The organism is Amycolatopsis anabasis, from assembly GCF_009765355.1.
Taxonomy (GTDB): domain Bacteria; phylum Actinomycetota; class Actinomycetes; order Mycobacteriales; family Pseudonocardiaceae; genus Amycolatopsis; species Amycolatopsis anabasis.
In genome coordinates this window covers 177,043-195,536 of sequence record NZ_VTHK01000014.1, presented here as the reverse complement: position 1 = coordinate 195,536, position 18,494 = coordinate 177,043, and the positions used below count along the sequence as shown (strand labels likewise).

Annotated in this window: 15 protein-coding genes and 1 riboswitch; of the genes, 6 read left to right on the top strand and 9 right to left on the bottom strand. The window is 71.2% G+C overall.

Annotated features, from left to right (window positions below; genetic code table 11):
- From FXO23_RS20455 to cobN, 5 genes are all read left to right on the top strand, one after another.
- Positions 1–2,182 (top strand): arabinosyltransferase domain-containing protein (locus tag FXO23_RS20455; RefSeq protein ID WP_246257579.1); only part of this gene is annotated, 2,182 nt, incomplete at its 5' end.
- Positions 2,183–2,386: 204 nt separating this feature from the next.
- Positions 2,387–3,271, top strand: coding sequence for an ABC transporter ATP-binding protein (locus FXO23_RS20450; protein ID WP_158886997.1), 885 nt, complete (start codon positions 2,387–2,389; stop codon positions 3,269–3,271).
- Positions 3,268–4,122 carry an ABC transporter permease gene (locus tag FXO23_RS20445; protein WP_158886963.1) on the top strand — a complete coding sequence of 285 codons (855 nt, stop codon included), beginning with the start codon at positions 3,268–3,270 and terminating at the stop codon, positions 4,120–4,122. Before FXO23_RS20450 ends, FXO23_RS20445 begins: the two co-directional genes overlap by 4 nt.
- Positions 4,123–4,125: 3 nt before the next feature.
- The gene (locus FXO23_RS20440) at positions 4,126–4,359 is read left to right on the top strand and encodes a helix-turn-helix transcriptional regulator (RefSeq protein WP_158886962.1); all 234 of its coding nucleotides are present in this window, start codon (positions 4,126–4,128) and stop codon (positions 4,357–4,359) included.
- A gap of 73 nt (positions 4,360–4,432) precedes the next feature.
- A riboswitch (cobalamin riboswitch) is annotated at positions 4,433–4,500 on the top strand.
- Positions 4,501–4,555: 55 nt separating this feature from the next.
- Complete coding sequence (gene cobN / locus FXO23_RS20435; RefSeq protein WP_158886961.1) at positions 4,556–8,140, top strand: cobaltochelatase subunit CobN; 3,585 nt, start codon at positions 4,556–4,558, stop codon at positions 8,138–8,140.
- Between the two features lie 103 nt (positions 8,141–8,243).
- Here the strand turns inward: cobN and FXO23_RS20430 are convergent, their stop codons facing one another.
- Genes FXO23_RS20430 through FXO23_RS20420 form a run of 3 tightly spaced genes read right to left on the bottom strand, consistent with a single transcriptional unit; the run spans position 8,244 to position 11,829 of the window.
- Positions 8,244–9,278, bottom strand: coding sequence for a zinc-dependent alcohol dehydrogenase (locus tag FXO23_RS20430; RefSeq protein ID WP_158886960.1), 1,035 nt, complete (start codon positions 9,276–9,278; stop codon positions 8,244–8,246).
- Positions 9,275–10,324 carry an NAD(P)H-dependent glycerol-3-phosphate dehydrogenase gene (locus FXO23_RS20425; RefSeq protein WP_218952104.1) on the bottom strand — a complete coding sequence of 350 codons (1,050 nt, stop codon included), beginning with the start codon at positions 10,322–10,324 and terminating at the stop codon, positions 9,275–9,277. The genes FXO23_RS20430 and FXO23_RS20425 overlap by 4 nt, the downstream gene beginning before the upstream one ends.
- A complete protein-coding gene (locus FXO23_RS20420) occupies positions 10,321–11,829 on the bottom strand; it encodes a xylulokinase (protein WP_158886959.1) in 1,509 nt (502 codons plus the stop codon). Before FXO23_RS20420 ends, FXO23_RS20425 begins: the two co-directional genes overlap by 4 nt.
- A gap of 72 nt (positions 11,830–11,901) precedes the next feature.
- Between FXO23_RS20420 and FXO23_RS20415 the strand changes: the two genes are divergently transcribed.
- Positions 11,902–12,690, top strand: coding sequence for a DeoR/GlpR family DNA-binding transcription regulator (locus FXO23_RS20415; RefSeq protein WP_158886958.1), 789 nt, complete (start codon positions 11,902–11,904; stop codon positions 12,688–12,690).
- 47 nt (positions 12,691–12,737) lie between these two features.
- Here FXO23_RS20415 and paaE read toward each other — a convergent pair whose 3' ends face one another.
- The 6 genes from paaE to paaZ are packed head-to-tail and all read right to left on the bottom strand — an operon-like array spanning position 12,738 to position 18,421.
- Entirely contained in the window at positions 12,738–13,817 is a 1,080-nt protein-coding gene (paaE, locus tag FXO23_RS20410; protein WP_158886957.1) for a 1,2-phenylacetyl-CoA epoxidase subunit PaaE, read from the bottom strand.
- On the bottom strand, positions 13,818–14,309 hold the full coding sequence (gene paaD, locus FXO23_RS20405; protein ID WP_158886956.1) for a 1,2-phenylacetyl-CoA epoxidase subunit PaaD: 492 nt from the start codon (positions 14,307–14,309) through the stop codon (positions 13,818–13,820).
- Positions 14,303–15,184 carry a 1,2-phenylacetyl-CoA epoxidase subunit PaaC gene (paaC, locus tag FXO23_RS20400; RefSeq protein WP_158886955.1) on the bottom strand — a complete coding sequence of 294 codons (882 nt, stop codon included), beginning with the start codon at positions 15,182–15,184 and terminating at the stop codon, positions 14,303–14,305. Before paaC ends, paaD begins: the two co-directional genes overlap by 7 nt.
- On the bottom strand, positions 15,184–15,462 hold the full coding sequence (gene paaB, locus FXO23_RS20395) for a 1,2-phenylacetyl-CoA epoxidase subunit PaaB (protein WP_158886954.1): 279 nt from the start codon (positions 15,460–15,462) through the stop codon (positions 15,184–15,186). The genes paaC and paaB overlap by 1 nt, the downstream gene beginning before the upstream one ends.
- On the bottom strand, positions 15,459–16,394 hold the full coding sequence (gene paaA / locus FXO23_RS20390) for a 1,2-phenylacetyl-CoA epoxidase subunit PaaA (RefSeq protein ID WP_158886953.1): 936 nt from the start codon (positions 16,392–16,394) through the stop codon (positions 15,459–15,461). The genes paaB and paaA overlap by 4 nt, the downstream gene beginning before the upstream one ends.
- On the bottom strand, positions 16,391–18,421 hold the full coding sequence (paaZ, locus tag FXO23_RS20385) for a phenylacetic acid degradation bifunctional protein PaaZ (protein WP_158886952.1): 2,031 nt from the start codon (positions 18,419–18,421) through the stop codon (positions 16,391–16,393). The genes paaA and paaZ overlap by 4 nt, the downstream gene beginning before the upstream one ends.
- Between the last annotated feature and the right edge of the window lie 73 nt (positions 18,422–18,494).

Here is an 18,494-nt window from a genome sequence, read left to right as displayed (position 1 = left end):
GCTCGGGGTGATCAGCTGGCTGCTGATCAGCCGCGAAGTGATGCCCCGGCTGGGCAGCCAGGTCCGCGCGAGCAAGCCCGCGGGCTGGGCCGCCGCGGCGGTGTTCCTGGTCTGGTGGATGCCGTACAACAACGGCGTCCGGCCGGAACCGGTCGCCGCGGTCGGCTCGCTGCTGGCGATCTGCGCGGTCGAACGAGCCCTGGTCACCCGGCGGCTGCTGCCGCTGAACCTCGGCCTGCTGGCCGCCGCGTTCACCCTCGCCGCGACCCCGACCGGGCTGATCGCGGTGGCCCCGTTCCTGGTCGCCGCGCGACCGCTGTTCCACCTGCTGCGCGCCCGCGCCCGCGAAGGCTGGCTGTCGGTGCTGCTGCCGATCCTCGGTTCGGGCCTGCTGGTGCTCGTGGTGATCTTCGCGGACCAGACGTTCGCGACCGTGCAGGAGGCGACCCGGCTGCGCAGCCAGGTCGGCCCGAGCCTGTCCTGGTTCGAGGAACTGTCCCGGTACGAACTCCTGTTCAACAACACCGCGGACGGTTCGGCCGCGCGCCGGTTCCCGGTGCTGCTGCTGATCCTGTGCACCGGGGCCTGCCTGGTGGTGCTGCTGCGGCGGGGCCGGATTCCCGGTGCGGCGCTGGGCCCGAGCCGCCGGTTGATCGGCACGGTCGCGTTGTTCTTCCTGCTGCTCGCGCTGACCCCGACCAAGTGGACGCACCACTTCGGCGCGTTCGCGGCGGTCGGCGCCGCGATGGCCGCGTTGACCGCGCTGGCGACGAGTTCGACGGTGTTGCGGTCCAACCGCAACCGGGCCGCGTTCGTCGCCGGGCTGCTCGTGGTCGCCGCCCTGGCCGCGACCGGCCCGAACGCCTACTGGTTCGTGTCGAACCTCGGCGTGCCGTGGTACGACAAGGCACCCTCGATCGGGGGTTTCTCGCTGGCGACACTGCTGCTGGTGGCGGCGGGGATCGCGGCGATCTACGCGTTCATCGAGAACGTGCGCGCCCAGCGACCCGGACCGCCGGGGCCGCAGGAAGGCCGGAGCCGGGCGCTGAAACTCGGCTCGCTGTCCCTGGTCGTGGTGTGCGGCCTGGTGGCCGCGTTCGAGTTCGCGAGCATGGCCAAGGCGATCCAGAAGCAGCGCACCAGTTACAGCCTGGGCGCGGCGAACGTCGAGCACCTGTTCGGCAAGAGCTGCAACCTGTCCGACCACGTGATGGTGGAGACCGATCCGGTGGACAGCGTGTTGCAGCCCGCCCCGGGCACCGCGGGCGCCACCGTGCTGGAGGACAAGCCGCCGACCCCGCCCCAGCAGAACCCGCAGCTGCCGGACCCGGACGAGGGCACCGGGAAGACCGAGACCGGGTTCCACACGACGTCCACAAAGGACGAGGATCCGCTGGAGAAGCCGCCGCACGGGTTCACCCCGTCGACCGTGCCGATGTGGAGCAGCTACCAGCACGACCCGAACCAGCCCACCGGGCGGCTGCGCACCGACTGGTACGCCCTGCCCGATGAGCGCGCGGGCAAGCAGATCGTCGTCGCCATGGACTCGCCGCACGGCAAGGCCACCAGCGTCGAGGTCGAATTCGGCGCGAAAACCGGCGAGGGGATCAAGATCGCCCGCAAGTACACGGTGCTCGGGAACGGCGCGGGCAGCGGCAGCTGGGGCGACGTCCGCCTGGAACTGGGCGACCTGCCGCCCGAGGTGAATCTCGCGCGCGTGGTGGCCAAGGACGACGATCTGACCGAGGACGGCTGGGTCGCGGTCACCGCGCCCCGCGTTCCGTCGTTCACCACGCTCACCGAACGCGTCGGCAACGCCCCGGTCTACATGGACTGGCCCTCGTCGTTCGTCTACCCGTGCATGAACCCGGTGACCTCGCACGACGGCATCTCCGCGCTGCCCGCCTACCGCATCACCGCGGGCCCGCTGGCCAACGAGGGCGACTGGGCCAACAGCGCCGGCGGCGGGCCGAACGGGTGGCTGGAAGAAGTCGCCGACGAACCCGAGGTGCCGAGCTTCCTCAAGAACAACCCCGCCCAGCCGTGGGGCCAGCTCAAGCAGATCGAGCCGTACACCGAGGGAGCGCCGCCGCAGATCATCCGCGGGCAGAAGACCGTGCCCGGCTGGTGGTCGCCCGGCCCGGGACCGCGGCAGCCGAACGGGGCCACCGCGACCCACTGACCCGGCGAGTAGGGGCCGACGGCAGCGCGTCGTCGGCCCCTCTTGTTCTCGAGGTCTGCATCGATATGTAGTAGGTGTGCTACATTTCGCGGCAGACATGAGATGGGGAGGTGAAGGTCTGTGACTACCGTCAAGGAGCGTGCCGACCAGACCACGCGCGCGGAACCCGGTGCGGAAACCGTGCTCGACGTGCGTGACCTGCGGATGCGGTACGGCTCCCACGACGTCCTCACCGGGGTGGACTTCACGGCCCGGCGGGGCGAGGTGGTCGCGCTGCTCGGCCCGAACGGGGCGGGGAAGACGACGACGATCGAGATCCTGGAAGGCTTCCGGATGCGCTCGGCGGGCCAGGTCGAGGTGCTCGGGACAGACCCGGCGCACGGCGACGAGAACTGGCGGGCGCGACTGGGGGTCGTGCTGCAGTCCTGGCGGGACCACGGCAAGTGGCGGGTGCGCGAGCTGCTCGCCCACCTGGGGCTCTACTACGCGAGCTACTCGACCGCGCAGATCCGGCGGCCGTGGGACGCCGACGAGCTGGTGGCCGCGGTCGGGCTGACCCAGCACGCGCACAAGAAGGTCCGGCAGCTCTCCGGCGGGCAGCGGCGGCGGCTGGACGTGGCGATCGGCATCGTCGGCCGCCCGGAGCTGCTGTTCCTGGACGAGCCGACCGCCGGCTTCGACCCCGAGGCGCGGCGCGAGTCCCACGACCTCGTGCACCGGCTCGCCGACACCGGGGACACCACGATCCTGCTCACCACGCACGATCTGGACGAGGCGGAGAAGCTCGCCGACCGCATCCTGATCCTGGCCGGGGGACGGATCATCGCCGACGGTTCGGCCGACGAGCTGTCCCGCCGGATGTCCACCGAGGCCGAGATCCGCTGGACCCGGGACGGCCAGCGGTTCGTGCACACCACGACCGAGGCGACCCGGTACGTCCACGACCTGTTCAAGCAGTACGGCGAATCGATCGCCGACCTGGAGGTGCACCGGGCGTCGCTGGAGGACACGTACATGGCCCTGGTGCGGCAGTCCGAATCCGGCGACACCTACGCCGCGGTGCGCGACTTCGAAGGAGCGAGCCGATGACCCCGAACTCCACCAGCGCCGCGATTCGCGCCGGGTTGGTCCGCGGCCGGATCGAGTTCCGGCAGGCCATGACCAATGCCGACGACCTGCTGGGGCTGGCGCTGCCCACGGCGATCTTCCTGGTCGTGATGATCTTCCTGCGGGACGCCAAGGTGCCGGGCACCGAGCTGTCCATCGGCACGATGAGCATGGCGGGCGTGCTCGGCGCGGGCGTCGTGTTCAACGGCCTGTTCGGCATCGCGCAGATCCTCACCATCGAGCGCGAGGACGGAACCCTGCTGCGGGCGAAGGCCGTGCCCGACGGGATGCTGGGCTACCTCATCGGGAAGATCGTCTCGATTTCCGGCCAGACGCTGGTGGGCCTGATCCTGACCCTGGTGCCCAGCCTGTTCCTGTTCGACGGGATGGAGACCGGCCCGGGCACCTGGCTGACCCTGGCCTGGGTGCTCGCGCTGGGGCTGATCGCCTCGCTGCCGCTGGGCGCGATCATCGGATCGCTGTTCTCCAACCCGCGCAACATGGGCGTGATCATGATGCCGATCATGGGGATCACCGCGACCTCGGGCATCTTCTACCCGCTGTCGCACTTCCCGGAGTGGCTGCAGTGGGTCGGGCAGGTGTTCCCGATCTACTGGATGGGCCTCGGCATGCGCTCGGCCCTGCTGCCCGATTCCCTGGCGGCCGTGGAGATCGGCGAATCCTGGCGGCACCTGGAAACCCTGGGTGTGCTGGGTCTCTGGGCCGCGGCCGGGCTGATCATCGCGCCGATCGTGTTGCGTAGGATGGCCCGCCGCGAGTCCGGGTCGAGCGTGGCGGCGCGCCGCGAGAAGGCGATGCAGCGGATTGGTTAGGTCATGAGCGAGGTCATCTACAACCGGATCGCCATGCTGCGCGCCGAGCGCGGGATCTCGCGCCGCCAGCTCGCCGAGGCGCTCGGCGTGCACTACCAGACGATCGGTTACCTGGAGCGGGGCGAGTACAGCCCCAGCCTCTACCTCGCGCTGCGGATCGCGGAGTACTTCGAGGTGGCGGTGGAGGTCATCTTCTCCACCGCCCCGTTCCCCCGAATCGGCGATCAGACCGCGTAGGCGGAATACGTCACCTTGACGCGCGCGAACGGCTCCCGGAGAGTGTTCAGCGACCCGAACGCGTGGGCGAGCGGAGGAACCCGGTGCGAATCCGGGGCGGTCCCGCCACTGTGACCGGAGCGATCCGGGAGCCAGGAACTCCGGCCCGCGCGCACTGCTACCCGGGGCGAGGACACCCCTGGACAGGAGCCCGTCAGTGATTCTCTTGCTGTCCACTTCGGACACCGATCTGCTCAGCGCGCGTGCGAGTGAAGGCGACTACCGGCTGGCCAATCCGGCCCGGCTGGATCTCGCCAAGCTTCCGGAACTGCTGGCGGGGGCGCCGATCGTCGTCGTGCGCATCCTCGGCTCCGAACGCGCCTGGCCGGAGGGGCTGGACGCGGTCCGGGCGAGCGGGGCGCACGTGATCGTGCTGGGCGGGGAGCAGGCGCCGAACGCCGAGCTGATGAAGCTGTCCAGCGTGCCCGCCGGGATCGCCACCGAGGCGCACGCCTACCTCGCCCAGGGCGGCCCGGACAACCTCACCCAGCTGTACCGGTTCCTGTCCGACACGCTGCTGCTCACCGGCGACGGCTTCGAACCGCCCGTCGAGCAGCCACCGTGGGGCGTGCTGGACCGGCCCGGGCGCCGCACCGACGGGCCGGTCGTCGCGATCCTCTACTACCGCGCGCACCACCTGGCCGGGAACACCCAGTTCATCGATTCCTTGTCCAAAGCGATCGAAGACGCGGGCGGGCAGGCGCTGCCGATCTTCTGCGCCTCCCTGCGCAACCGCGAACCGGAGATGATGGCCGAGCTGCGGCTGGCCGACGCGTTGCTGGTGACCGTGCTCGCGGCGGGCGGCACCCGGCCGTCCGAGGCGGGCGCGGGCGGCGACGACGAAGCCTGGGACGTGGCCGAACTGGCCGCCCTGGACATCCCGACCCTGCAGGCGCTCTGCCTGACCAGCGACCGGGAGACCTGGGAGGGCAACGACGAGGGGCTGTCCCCGATGGACGCCGGGAACCAGATGGCGGTGCCCGAATTCGACGGTCGGCTGATCACGGTTCCCTTCTCGTTCAAGGAGATCGACGACGACGGCCTGCCGCGCTACCAGCCCGACGCCGAACGCGCCGCCCGGGTCGCCGGGATCGCGCTCGCGCACGCCCGGCTGCGGCACACCCCGCCTCCCGAGCGCCGGATCGCGCTGATGCTCTCCGCCTACCCGACCAAGCACTCCCGGGTCGGCAACGCGGTCGGCCTGGACACCCCGGCGTCCGCGGTGAAACTGCTGCGGCTCATGCGGGATCGGGGCTACGACCTCGGGGCGGAGCCGTTCCCCGGCGTGGAGCCCACCGGAACCGACCAGCCCGACGGGGACGCGCTGATCCACGCGCTGATCGCGGCGGGCGGGCAGGATCCGGAATGGCTCACCGAGGAACAGCTCGCGGGGAACCCGATCCGCGTCCCGGCGGCCCGGTACCGGGAGTGGTTCGACGCGCTGCCCGCCGCGCTGCGCGAGGAGATGGAAGAGCACTGGGGTCCCGCGCCCGGCGAGCTGTACGTCGACAACGGCGACATCGTGCTCGCCTCGCTGCAGGCGGGCAACGTGGTGCTGATGATCCAGCCGCCGCGCGGGTTCGGGGAGAATCCGGTGGCGATCTACCACAACCCGGACCTGCCGCCGAGCCACCACTACCTCGCCGCGTACCGGTGGCTGGAGGAGGAGTTCGGCGCGCACGCCGTGGTGCACCTGGGCAAGCACGGCTCGCTGGAATGGCTGCCCGGCAAGACCGCGGGCCTGTCCCCCGCCTGCGCCCCGGACGCGGTGCTGGGCAACCTGCCACTGATCTACCCGTTCCTGATCAACGATCCCGGCGAGGGCGCGCAGGCGAAACGGCGCGCGCACGCCACGATCGTCGACCACCTCATCCCGCCGATGGCGCGGGCGGAGAGCTACGGCGACCTGGCGCGGCTGGAGCAGTTGCTCGACGAGCACGCGAACATCGCGGCGATGGACCCGGCGAAGCTCCCGGCGATCCGGGCGCAGATCTGGACGCTGATCCAGGCCGCGAAGCTGGACCACGACCTCGGCGTCGCCGAACGCCCGCACGACGCGGAGTTCGACGACTTCCTGCTGCACATCGACGGCTGGCTGTGCGAGGTCAAGGACGCGCAGATCCGGGACGGGCTGCACATCCTCGGCGAGGCGCCGACCGGCGAGGCGCGGGTGAACCTGGTGCTCGCGATGCTGCGGGCCCAGCAGATGTGGGGCGGCACCGCGGGTGCGGTACCCGGGCTGCGTTCCGCGCTGGGGCTCAAGGAAGACGCGGCAACGTCCGAAGTGGACTCCGTCGAATCGACCGCGCGGGCGCTGGTCGAGGCGATGGAGTCGCGGGCGTGGGCACCGGATGCGGTGCCGGGCGTGTGCACCGAGATCCTCGGCGCCCCGCACGAATCCGTGGCACGGGTGCTGGAGTTCGCGGCGACCGAGATCGTGCCGCGGCTGGCCGGTACCGACGCCGAACTCGACGCGGTGCTGCACGCGCTGGACGGCGGCTACATCGCCGCGGGTCCGAGCGGTTCCCCGTTGCGCGGCTTGGTGAACGTGCTGCCCACCGGCCGCAACTTCTACACCGTCGACCCGAAGGCAATCCCCAGCCGCCTCGCTTGGGAGACCGGTCAGGCGCTCGCGGATTCGCTGCTGCGCCGCTACCGCGAGGACACCGGCGACTGGCCGCGTTCGGTCGGGCTGTCGGTGTGGGGCACGTCCGCGATGCGCACCTCCGGCGACGACGCGGCCGAGGTGCTCGCGCTGCTCGGGGTGCAGCCGGTGTGGGACGAGGCGTCCCGGCGCATCACCGGTATCGAACCGATCCCGCCGGCCGAACTCGGGCGCCCGCGGATCGACGTGACCATCCGGATCAGCGGGTTCTTCCGCGACGCGTTCCCGCACGTGGTGAACCTGCTGGACGACGCGGTGCGGCTGGTCGCCGGGCTGGACGAGCCGGAAGCGGAGAACTTCGTGCGGGCCCACGCGCGGGCCGATCTGGCCGCGCACGGCGACGAACGCCGTGCCACCACGCGGATCTTCGGTTCGAAGCCGGGGGCGTACGGCGCGGGGCTGCTGCCGTTGATGGACTCCGGGAACTGGCGCGACGACGCGGACCTGGCCGAGGTGTACGCGGTGTGGGGCGGGTACGCCTACGGCCGCGACCTGGACGGACGGCCCGCGCGCGAGGACATGGAGAGTTCGTACCGGCGGATCGTGGTCGCGGCGAAGAACACCGACACCCGGGAACACGACATCGCCGATTCGGACGACTACTTCCAGTACCACGGCGGGATGGTCGCCACGGTCCGCGCGCTCACCGGGCAGGCCCCGGCGGCGTATGTCGGCGACAGCACGTCCCCGGACGCGGTGCGCACGCGCACGCTCGGCGAGGAGACCGCGCGGGTTTTCCGGGCCCGGGTGGTGAACCCGCGGTGGCTTTCGGCGATGCGCAAGCACGGGTACAAGGGCGCGTTCGAACTCGCCGCGACGGTGGACTACCTGTTCGGCTTCGACGCGACCGCCGGGGTGGTCGACGACTGGATGTACCAGAAGCTGTCCGAGTCGTACGTGCTGGACGCGGAGAACCAGGAGTTCCTGACCAAGGCCAATCCGTGGGCGCTGCGCGGGATCATCGAACGGCTCACCGAGGCCGCCGACCGCGGCCTGTGGGCCGAACCCGACCCGGACACCCTCGCCCAGCTCCGCGAGGTCTACCTCCGCCTCGAAGGCGACCTGGAAGGCGAGTAGCAGCACGTCCGCCAAGGTGACCGAGTCTTGGGGGTCGTGAGTGTTCCGGCCGGTTCTAACCGGCCCAAACACTCACGACCCCAGCACTCGGTTTCCTTACGGATCACGGCACGAGGAGGTACTTGTTCCCCCGTCCCGCCGCCATGTCCTCCAGACTGTCCACAAGGGACTCCAGGGGACGTTCCCCGGAGATCAGGGCGGAACCGTCGAGGGCGCCGGATTCCAGTAGCCGCAACGCGGTCTGGACGTGCCGGGGCGTGTGGTGGAAGACGCCCTTGAGGGTGTACTCGCCGTAGTGCATGGCGACCGGGTCGAGCCGGACCTCGCTGCCCGGCTTCGGCCCGCCGAACAGCACCGCGGTGCCGCCCGGCCGGAGGCTGGCCACCGCCTGCTCCCACACCGGCGCCAGCCCGGCCGCCTCGATCGCCACGTCGGCCCCGCGCCCGGACTCGGTTTCGGCCCGGATCGCCTCGATCCGTTCCGCCGCGCCGAGTCCGGAGATGTCCACTGTGGAGTGCGCGCCGAACTCCGCCGCCGCGGCCAGCCGCACCGGCGAGGCGTCCACCGCGACCACCCGCGCCCCGCGCGATCCGGCCAGCCGCACGAACATCAACCCGATCGGGCCCGCGCCGTGGACGACCACGGTGTCGCCCAGCTCGATGCCGCTCTCCGCCATCCCGTGCACCACGCACGCGAGCGGCTCCAGCGGCGCGGCCGAGGCGAACGACACGTGCCCGGGCAGCCGGTAGGTGTTCCGGGCGACGATGGCGGCCGGGATGGTGACCTGCTCGGCGAACGCGCCGTTGAGGAACTCCAGGTTCTCGCACAGGCTTTCCCGGCCCCGCGTGCACGCCCAGCAGGAGGCGCAGGGCGCGGTGTTCGCGGCGACCACGCGCATCCCCGGCGCCCACCCGGTGACCCCGGGCCCGACCGCGCCGACCACGCCCGCGAACTCGTGTCCGAACCGCGCGGGCAACTCCGGGAACAGTTTGGGGTGGCCGCGCCGGTACGACTTGAGGTCGGTGCCGCAGGTGACCGCGGCCCGCACCTCGACGGTCAGTTCCCCGGGGCCGGGTGGCGCCTCGGGCACCTCCTCGATCGCCAGCTCACCCGGGCCCCGGAAGATCGCCGCCCTCATCGCGGCACCCCGGGCAGCGCCGCCTCGGCCAGCACCCGCGCCGCGTCGGCGCCACCGGCCAGCACCAGGCGCAACGCGCGCAACAAGGTGAAATCCGCGAGTTCCACCAGTTCGCAGCCGAGCAGTTCGGCGGTCAGGTCCTCGGCCAGCTCCGACGCCGGTACCCCCTCGACCGTCTGCCCGGCCGCCCGCATCGCGGCCAGGGCCTCGGCCGGGTGCTCGCCCGCGCCGATCCGCGCGCCGTAGACCTTGTTCCGCCCGGACAGCCCGGTCACCTCCAGATCGCCCACGCCCGGCAGCCCGGTCACGGTGGCCGGAGAGCCGCCGAGCACGGTGGCCAGCGTCGACATCTCCCGCACCGCCCGCGCGAAGAGCGCGGCCTTGAGGTTGTGCCAGGGCTGTTCGTCCCGCTCGGTGAGGCCGTCGCTGATGCCGAGCGCGATCGCGTACACGTTCTTCATCGCCGCGGCCACCTCCAGGCCGTCCACATCGGACAGCAGCTCGACGCGGTAGGCCGCACCGCCGAGCACCGCCGCGGCCCGCAGCAGCGCGCCCTCGTCCCGGGACGCGAACGCGGCCGCGGTCGGCCGCCCCGCCGCGACCTCGTTGGCCTTGCCCGGCCCGCCGGCGACCACCAGCGGGTTCAGCACGGGCAGGATCCCGGACAGCAGTTCCGGCAGCAGCCGCACACCGCCGTCGGCGCACCGCCCGAACCCCTTGGTGGTGAGCAGCACCGGCACCCCGGGCGGCAGGTGGCCGGCCACCAGCCGGGCGACCCCGAGCACGCCGTCCGAGGACACCGCGAGCACCACCAGCGTGGCGCCGTCCAGGGCGGCGGCCAGTTCGCCGGACCGGTAGATCCGCGTCCGGCGGTCCAGCCGCACCCCCAGCCGGGGATGCGGATCACCGCGGGTGACGGCGGCCAGGAGGTCGTCGTCCAGCCAGGTCCCCCACAACCGCACCTCGTGCCCGCGTTCGGCGGCGGGTGTGGTCAGCGCGGCGCCCATCGCCCCCGCGCCGAGAATCGTGATCGTTTCCCCGGTCAACCCGCCTCCCGCAGCTCGTGCAGCGCCGCAAACGTTTGCGCGAGCTGCTCGTACAACCCTTGGTAGATCTCGAACAACGGCTCATAGGGCGCGGCATTCAGGCCCGGTTCGACGGTGTGCGCGAACCGGGCCATCGCCGCGGCCGACGCCCGCACGGCGTCGTGCCCGGAACCCCCGTGCAAGCCGAGCGCGGCGGCCCCCTGCACCGCCGCGCCGAGTGCCGTGGTCTCGGTGTCCGCGCACACGGTCACCGCGGCCCCGGTCACGTCCGCGATCATCTGCGTCCACAGTGGACTCGTCGAACCGCCGCCCATGGCGAAGTAGCGCCGGATCGGCGTGCCCCGTTCGGCGTGCACGCCCTCGGCCTGCACGCGCAGTTCGAACGCCACGGCCTCCAGCAGCGAGCGGTACAGGTGTTCCGGTCCGTGCACACCGCGCCAGCCGATCACCGCGCCGCTGGCGAACGGATCCCAGTGCGGGGTCTGCGCGCAGTTCCAGTACGGCAGGGTGAGCAGGCCGTCCGCGCCCGGTGGCAGCTCCGCGACGGCCGCCTGCAACTCCGGGTCCGGCACCCCGCTCGGGTTCCCGCCGAACCGCCGCACGAACCAGCGCACCAGGTAGGTGCCCGAGGACAGCAGCGTTTCCAGTGTGTACGCCCCGGCCAGCGGGCTCGCCAGGGTGCGGAACGCCTTCGCGTGGCGGTATTCGTCCGCGTGCGTGCCGGACACGATCGCGGTGCCCAGGTTCAGGTAGGCGGCGTCGGCGTCGAGCACGTTCGCCCCGAGCCCGGCGGCCTGGCCGTCGCCCACCGAAGCCACGACCGGCACTGGGTTCAGGCCGAGTTCGGCGGCGAGGCCGTCGGTCAGGGTGCCGACGACCGCACCGGGAGCCACCAGCTCCGGCAGCTGGTCCTCGCGCAGTCCGGTCAGCGCCAGCACTTCCGGCGCGTAGCGGAAGGTGCGCATGTCCAGCAGCCCCAACGGGTCCGCGCTGCCCCAGCTGGTCACCCAGCGCCCGGTCAGCTCGTGCAGCAGGTATGCCGCCACATCCACCACACGCGCCGCGGAGTCCAGAGTGGATGGTTCGTGTTCGCGCAGCCACAGCAGCTTGTACAGCGCCGGGGTGACGTCCGGCGGTTTGCCGGTCAGCTCGTGCACCCAGTCCGCGCCGTACGCGACGACCTGGTCGCCCGCGCGGGAATCCAGCCAGAGCACCGCCGGACGCAACGGCGTCCTGTCGGCCCGCAGGCAGGCGAAGGACTCCCGCTGGTGCGAGACCGCGATCGCGGCCACCCGGGACTTCTCGACCGTGGCGAGCGCACCCCGCAACGCGTCGAGGGTGCCGGTCCACCACGCGGCGGGATCCTGCTCGTGCCGGCCCGGATGCGGCATGGACAGCTCGAGGTCCGCCCGGCCCTGCGCGACGCACTCCCCCGCCGCGTCGAAGACCACGGCCTTCACGCCGGTGGTGGAGCAGTCCACTCCCACGATGCAGGGACCCGTCATAGATCACACGTTAGCCGTTAGATCTAACAAGTCAATCGTGGTTTTCCGCGAGCTTGGTGTTACATTGCGTGAGTGACCGAGACCGAAAGACCGGGCGGCTCGCCGCGGGAACGGCGGGACCGGATCCGGGACCGCGTGCTGGAACTGGGTTCCGTCCGCATCGACGACCTCGCCGCCGAACTCGCGGTGAGCCCGATGACCATCCACCGCGACCTGGACCGGCTGGCCGAACAGGGCTGGCTGCGCAAGGTCCGGGGCGCGGCGACCGCCGAGCAGTCGGCGCTGTTCGAGTCGAACGTGCGCTACCGGATGGCCGAGCAGGAAGCCGCGAAGGCCCGCCTCGCCGACGCCGCGACCCGGCAGCTCGAGCGCGGGCAGGCGATCGTGCTGGACGACAGCACGACCTGCCTGCACCTGGCCGAACGGCTGCCAGAGTTCGCGCCGATGACCGTGATCACCAACTTCCTCGCGGTGGTGAACCGGCTGGCCGGGGAATCCGGAATCGAGTTGATCTCACTCGGCGGCACCTACTTTCCGCCGTACGACGCGTTCCTCGGGATGAGCACCGCGGACGCCGCCCGGCCGCTGCGCGCGGACGTGCTGTTCATGTCCACCTCGGCCATCACCGAGGGCTACTGCTACCACCAGTCGGAGGAGGAGATCCTGGTCAAACGCGCGCTGATGGGCGCCGCCGGGCGCCGGATCCTGCTCGCCGACCACACCAAGTTCCGCAAGCGCGCGCTGTACCGGCTCGCCGCGCTGACCGAATTCGACCTGGTGATCGTGGACCAGGACACCCCCGAAGCCGAACTCCAGGCGATCGGCGACCTGGGAGTGCCCGTGGAAATCGCTCAGTCGTGAGTGTTTGGGCCGGTTCTAACCGGTCCAAACACTCATGACCCGTTCGTTCAGGCGTCGTAGTCGACGGTGAGTTTCTCGGTCACCGGCAACGACTGGCAGGTGAGCACGAATCCGGCGTCCACTTCGGACTGTTCGAGCGCGAAGTTGCGGCGCATGGCTACTTCCCCGTCGACGACCTTGGCGCGGCAGGTGCCGCACACCCCGCCCTTGCAGGCGAACGGCAGGTCCGGCCGGAACCGCTGCGCGCCGTCGAGGACCGGGGTCTCCCGGGGCAGGGACAGCGTGGTCGCGCGGCCGTCCAGCACGATGGTCACCTCGCTGGCCGCTCCGGCGAAACCCGGTTCCTCGTGGCGCACCGGCTCCGGCGGCAGCTCGTCCACGTAGAACAGCTCCTGGTGCACGCGGTGCCGCGGCACGCCGAGGTCCTCCAGGACGTCCTGCGCGTCGGTGACCATGCCGAACGGTCCGCACAGCCACCAGTGCGCCACCTCCTCGACCGGCAGCAGCACCTCGCAGATGCGGTGCAGCTTCGCCGCGTCGAGGCGGCCGGTGAACAGCTCCGCCTCGCGCGGTTCCCGCGACAGCACGTGCACCAGTTCCAACCGGGCCGGGTAGCGGTCCTTCAGATCGGCCAGCTCGTCGGCGAACATCACGGTGTCCGTGCGCCGGTTGCCGTACAGCAGGGTCACCGCGGTGTCCGGGTTCCGCAGCAGCGAAGCCGCGATCGACAGCACCGGCGTGATCCCGGAACCGGCGGCGATCAGCACGTGGTGCGCGGCGGTGTCCAGGTCAGGGGTGAAGTTCCCGGTCGGCGGCCGCACCTCGATCTCGTCCCCGGGCCGCACCTGGTGCACCAGCCACTGCGAGAACAGGCCGTCCGGAACCTCGCGCACGCCGATCCGCAGCCGCTCCCCCACCGCCGCGCAGATCGAATACGACCGGCGCTCGTCGCGGCCGTCGACCACCCGGCGCAGGGTCAGCGACTGGCCGGGCCGGAACGCGAACTCCTCGGCGAGTTCCGCGGGCACGTCGAAGGTCACCGCGACCGCGTCCGCGCACAGCCGCGCGACCTCCGCGACCGTCAGGGGGTGGAAACCCGTCCGGCGCCTGGTAATCGTCGCGGTCACTCAGATCTCCTTGACGTGTTCGAACGGTTCGGCGCAGGCCCGGCACCGGCGCAGCGATTTGCACGCGGTGCCGCTGAACTCCGACAGCAGTTCGGTGTCCGGCGCCCCGCAGCGGGGGCACGCCACCCGGCGGACCGGCGCGCCCAGGGTGAGCGGGATCGGCCCGGAGGTTCGTTTCGGCGCGGTGCCCGGCGGCGCGATTCCCGCCTCGGCGAGCTTGCGCCGCCCGGATTCGGAGATCCAGTCGGTGCTCCAGGCGGGCTGGAGCACGGTCCGCACCTCGACCTCGTGGTACCCGGCCGCGGTGAGCGCGTGCACCAGGTCGTCGCGCATGGTGTCCATCGCCGGGCAGCCGGTGTAGGTCGGCGTGATCGACACGACCACGCGTCCGTCTGCTTCGGACACCTCGCGGAGCACGCCGAGATCGGCGAGCGTGACCATCGGCAGCTCGGGATCGGTCACCGTCTCCGCGACGGCCTGCGCGCTCACCACGTCGCCCCCGGATGGGCCCGGGCGACGCTCTGCAGTTCGGCGAGCAGGTACCCGAGGTGCTCGGTGTGCACGCCGTCGCGGCCCATCCGGCCGGAAACCCCGGCGAGCGGGCCCGCCTCGGGCCGGTCGACCGTCGCGGCGGCGAACACCTGCTCGAGCACGTCGTCGAACTCGGCCCGCACCGCCGACGGATCGACCCCGGCCCCCGCCTCGGCCAGCCGCAGCTCGATCTCGTGCGGGGCGAACAGCTCGCCGACATACGGCCACACCGCCGCGAACCCGTCGAGCAGGCGTTCGCGGGAGAACTCGGTGCCGTCGCCGAGGCGGACCGCCCACTGCGCGGCGTAGTCGCGGTGGTAGGTGACCTCCTTGACGCCCTTCGCCGCGATGGCCGCCAGCACCGGATCGGCCGAATCCACCAGCCGCCGCAGCAGGGCGAGCCGCCAGGTGGCGAACACCAGCAGCCGGGCGATCAGCGCGCCGAAGTCCGCGTCGACGAGTTCGGCCAGCCGGACGTGCCGGAACTCGTGCTCGTCGCGCAGGAACGCGTACGAGTCCTCGTCCCGTTCGCCGCCGTCGGCCTTCCCGGCGCGGGCGAGCAGCAGGCGGGCCTGGCCGAGCAGGTCCAGCCCGATGTTCGCCAGCGCGACCTCGTCCTCCAGTTCCGGCGCCTTCGTGCACCACTCCTGCAGCCGGTGCGACATGATCAACGCGTCGTCGCCGAGCATCAGGCAGTAGGCGGCCAGATCCGCACCGTCCACATGAGACGGCACGATGGTGTCCACACCGGACAACGGATCGTCGAACCCGGTGCCGAACGCCCAGCGGGAGTCGTTCTCCTCGGTGATCGCCTCGTAGGCGTTGTCGAAAGACATCAGATATGCGGAACGTTCTCGGGGATTTCGTAGAAGGTCGGGTGCCGGTACACCTTGTCCCCGCTCGGCTCGAAGAAGGAATCCTTCTCGTCCGGGCTGGACGCGGTGATGTCGGCGGCCTTGACCACCCAGATGCTCACACCCTCGTTACGCCGGGTGTAGAGATCGCGGGCGTTGCGCAGCGCCATCTCGTCGTCCGCCGCGTGCAGCGAACCGACGTGCACGTGGTTGAGCCCGCGTTTGCCCCGCACGAACACTTCATACAACGGCCAAGTCATGCCGCCTCCTTCGCCGCCCGTTTCGCGGCGTGCGCCGACGCCGCCTCGCGCACCCACGCGCCGTCCTCGTGCGCCTTGCGCCGCCGCGCGACGCGCTGCGCGTTGCACGGGCCGTTGCCCTTGAGCACGTTCTTGAACTCGTCCCAGTCGATCTCGCCGAAGTCGTAGTGCCCGCGCTCGGCGTTCCACTTCAACTCCGGATCCGGGAAGGTCACGCCCAGGGCCTCGGCCTGCGAGACGGACATGTCGACAAAGCGCTGGCGCAGCTCGTCGTTGGTGTGCCGCTTGATCTTCCACGCCATCGACTGCGCGGTGTTCGGCGAATCCGCGTCCGGCGGGCCGAACATCATCAGCGACGGCCACCACCAGCGGTTCACCGCCTCCTGCACCATCTCCCGCTGCGCCCGCGTGCCGCGCATCATGGTCATCAGCAGTTCGTAGCCCTGCCGCTGGTGGAAGGACTCCTCCTTGCAGATCCGGATCATCGCCCGCGCATACGGCCCGTACGAACTGCGGCACAGCGGCACCTGGTTGCAGATCGCGGCGCCGTCGACCAGCCAGCCGATCACACCGACGTCGGCGAAGGTCAGCGTCGGGTAGTTGAAGATCGAGGAATACTTCTGCCGCCCGGTGATCAGCCGCTCGGTCAGGTCACCGCGCTCCGCGCCCAGTGTTTCCGCGGCCGAGTACAAGTACAGCCCGTGCCCGGCCTCGTCCTGCACCTTCGCGAGCAGGATCGCCTTGCGCCGCAAGGAAGGCGCGCGGGTGATCCAGTTGCCCTCCGGCTGCATGCCGATGATCTCCGAATGCGCGTGCTGCGCGATCTGCCGGATCATGGTCTTGCGGTACCCGTCGGGCACCCAGTCGCGGGGCTCGATCCGCTGGTCGCGCTCCAGCGTGCGCTCGAAGTGCCGCTCGAGATCCTCAGTCATGACTTCTCCTTGGCCACCAGGGTGAGCACGTCGTACTTGGCGACCGATTCGCCCTCGGCGTTGGTGACGTCGGCGTCCCAGCGCACCTCGCCGTAGTCCTTGTCCACGCGCGGAGTGATCTGCTTCGCGGTCAGCGTCACGGTCAGCGCGTCACCCGGTTTGACCGGGGTGAGGAACCGCAGGTTCTCCAGGCCGTAGTTGGCCAGCACCGGCCCGGGTTCGGGCGCCACGAACAACCCGGCGGCGAACGACACCACCAGGTACCCGTGCGCGACGATCCCGCCGAAGAGTTCGTTCGCCGCGGCGGCCTCGGGATCGGTGTGCGCGTAGAACTTGTCGCCGGTGAACTCGGCGAAGTGGTCGATGTCCTCCTGCGTGACCGTGCGCGGCCCGGCGACCACCGTGTCGCCGATCTTCAGCTCGGCCAGCGACTTGCGGAACGGGTGCGTGCCCTCGGTCCGCGGCGCTCCGGGCACCCAGCGCCCGGTGACCGCGCTGAGCACCTTCGGGCTGGCCTGCACCGCGGTGCGCTGCATGTGGTGCAGCACGCCCCGGATCCCGCCCATCTCCTCGCCGCCGCCGGCCCGGCCGGGACCGCCGTGCACCAGCCCCGGCATGGGCGAACCGTGGCCGGTGGACTCCTTGGCGTCGTCGGTGTCGAGCACCAGCAGGCGGCCGTGCCACGGCGCGACGCCGAGCACGACCTCGCGGGCGAACTCGGCGTCCCCGGTGACGATCGAACCGGCCAGGCTGCCCTGCCCGCGCGCGGCGAGTTCGACGACCTGCTCGGTGGAGTTGTAGGGCAGCAGCGTGGCCACCGGGCCGAACGCCTCGACCTCGTGCGGTTCGGCGCGTTCGGGGTCCTCGGCGCGCAACAGGACCGGGGAGATGAAGGCGCCGCGTTCGGCGTCGGCGTCGACCACGTCCACCCGGTCCGGGTCGCCGTACACCGCGCTCGCGGTGTCCAGCAGCGCCTTCAGCGAGCGGCGGACCTCCTCGCGCTGCTCCAGGCTGGCCAGCGCGCCCATCCGGACGCCTTCGCTGGACGGGTTGCCGACCACGACCTTCGCCAGCCGCTCGCTCGCCGCCTGGGCCACGTCGTCGAGCAGTTCGGCGGGCACGAACGCGCGCCGGATCGCGGTGCACTTCTGCCCGGCCTTCACGGTCATCTCGGTGACCAGCTGCTTGACGTAGAGGTCGAACTCGGGCGTGCCGGGTTTGGCGTCCGGGCCGAGGATCGAGAGGTTGAGCGAATCGGCCTCGGCGTTGAACCGGACCGCGTTGCGCACGATCGCCGGATGCGCGCGGAGTTTCCGCGCGGTGGACGCGGAACCGGTGAACGACACCAGGTCCTGTTCGGTGACGTGGTCGAGCAGGTCGCCGACGCTCCCGGCGACGAACTGCAGCGTGCCCTCGGGCAGCAGGCCGGAGCCGATGATCAGCTCGACCAGCTTCTCGGTCAGGTACGCGGTCTGGCTGGCCGGTTTGACCAGGCTCGGCACCCCGGCGAGGAACGCGGGCGCGAACTTCTCCAGCGGGCCCCAGACCGGGAAGTTGAACGCGTTGATCTGCACCGCGACGCCCCGCAGCGGGGTCGCGATGTGCTGCGCGACGAACGTGCCGCCCCGGCTGAGCGGTTCGACGGCGCCCTCGACGTAGACCGTGTCATTGGGCAGTTCGCGCCGCCCCTTGCTGCCGTAGGCGAACAGCACGCCGATCCCGCCGTCGACGTCGAACTTGGCGTCGCCCAGGGTCGCCCCGGTCCTCGCGGACAGCGCGTACAGCTCGTCCCGGTGCTCGCGCAGGTGGGAGGCGAGCGCCTTGAGCAGGGGGGCCCGCTGGTGGAAGGTCAGATCGTGCAGCGCGGGCCCGCCGACGTTGCGGCCGTAGTCCAGCGCGGCGGCCATGTCGATCCCGGCGGAGGAGATGCGGGCGACCTCCTCGCCCGTGACCGCGTCGTGCAGCGGCGCCCCCTCATCGGTCGCCGTCTGCCACTTGCCGGATACGTAACTGCGCAGCAACGCCATCGGAGCTGACCTCTCCAGTTCGCCGGATCAGGAATTACCAACCGTTCGTTCAGTAAGTCATCGTAGCGGTCCG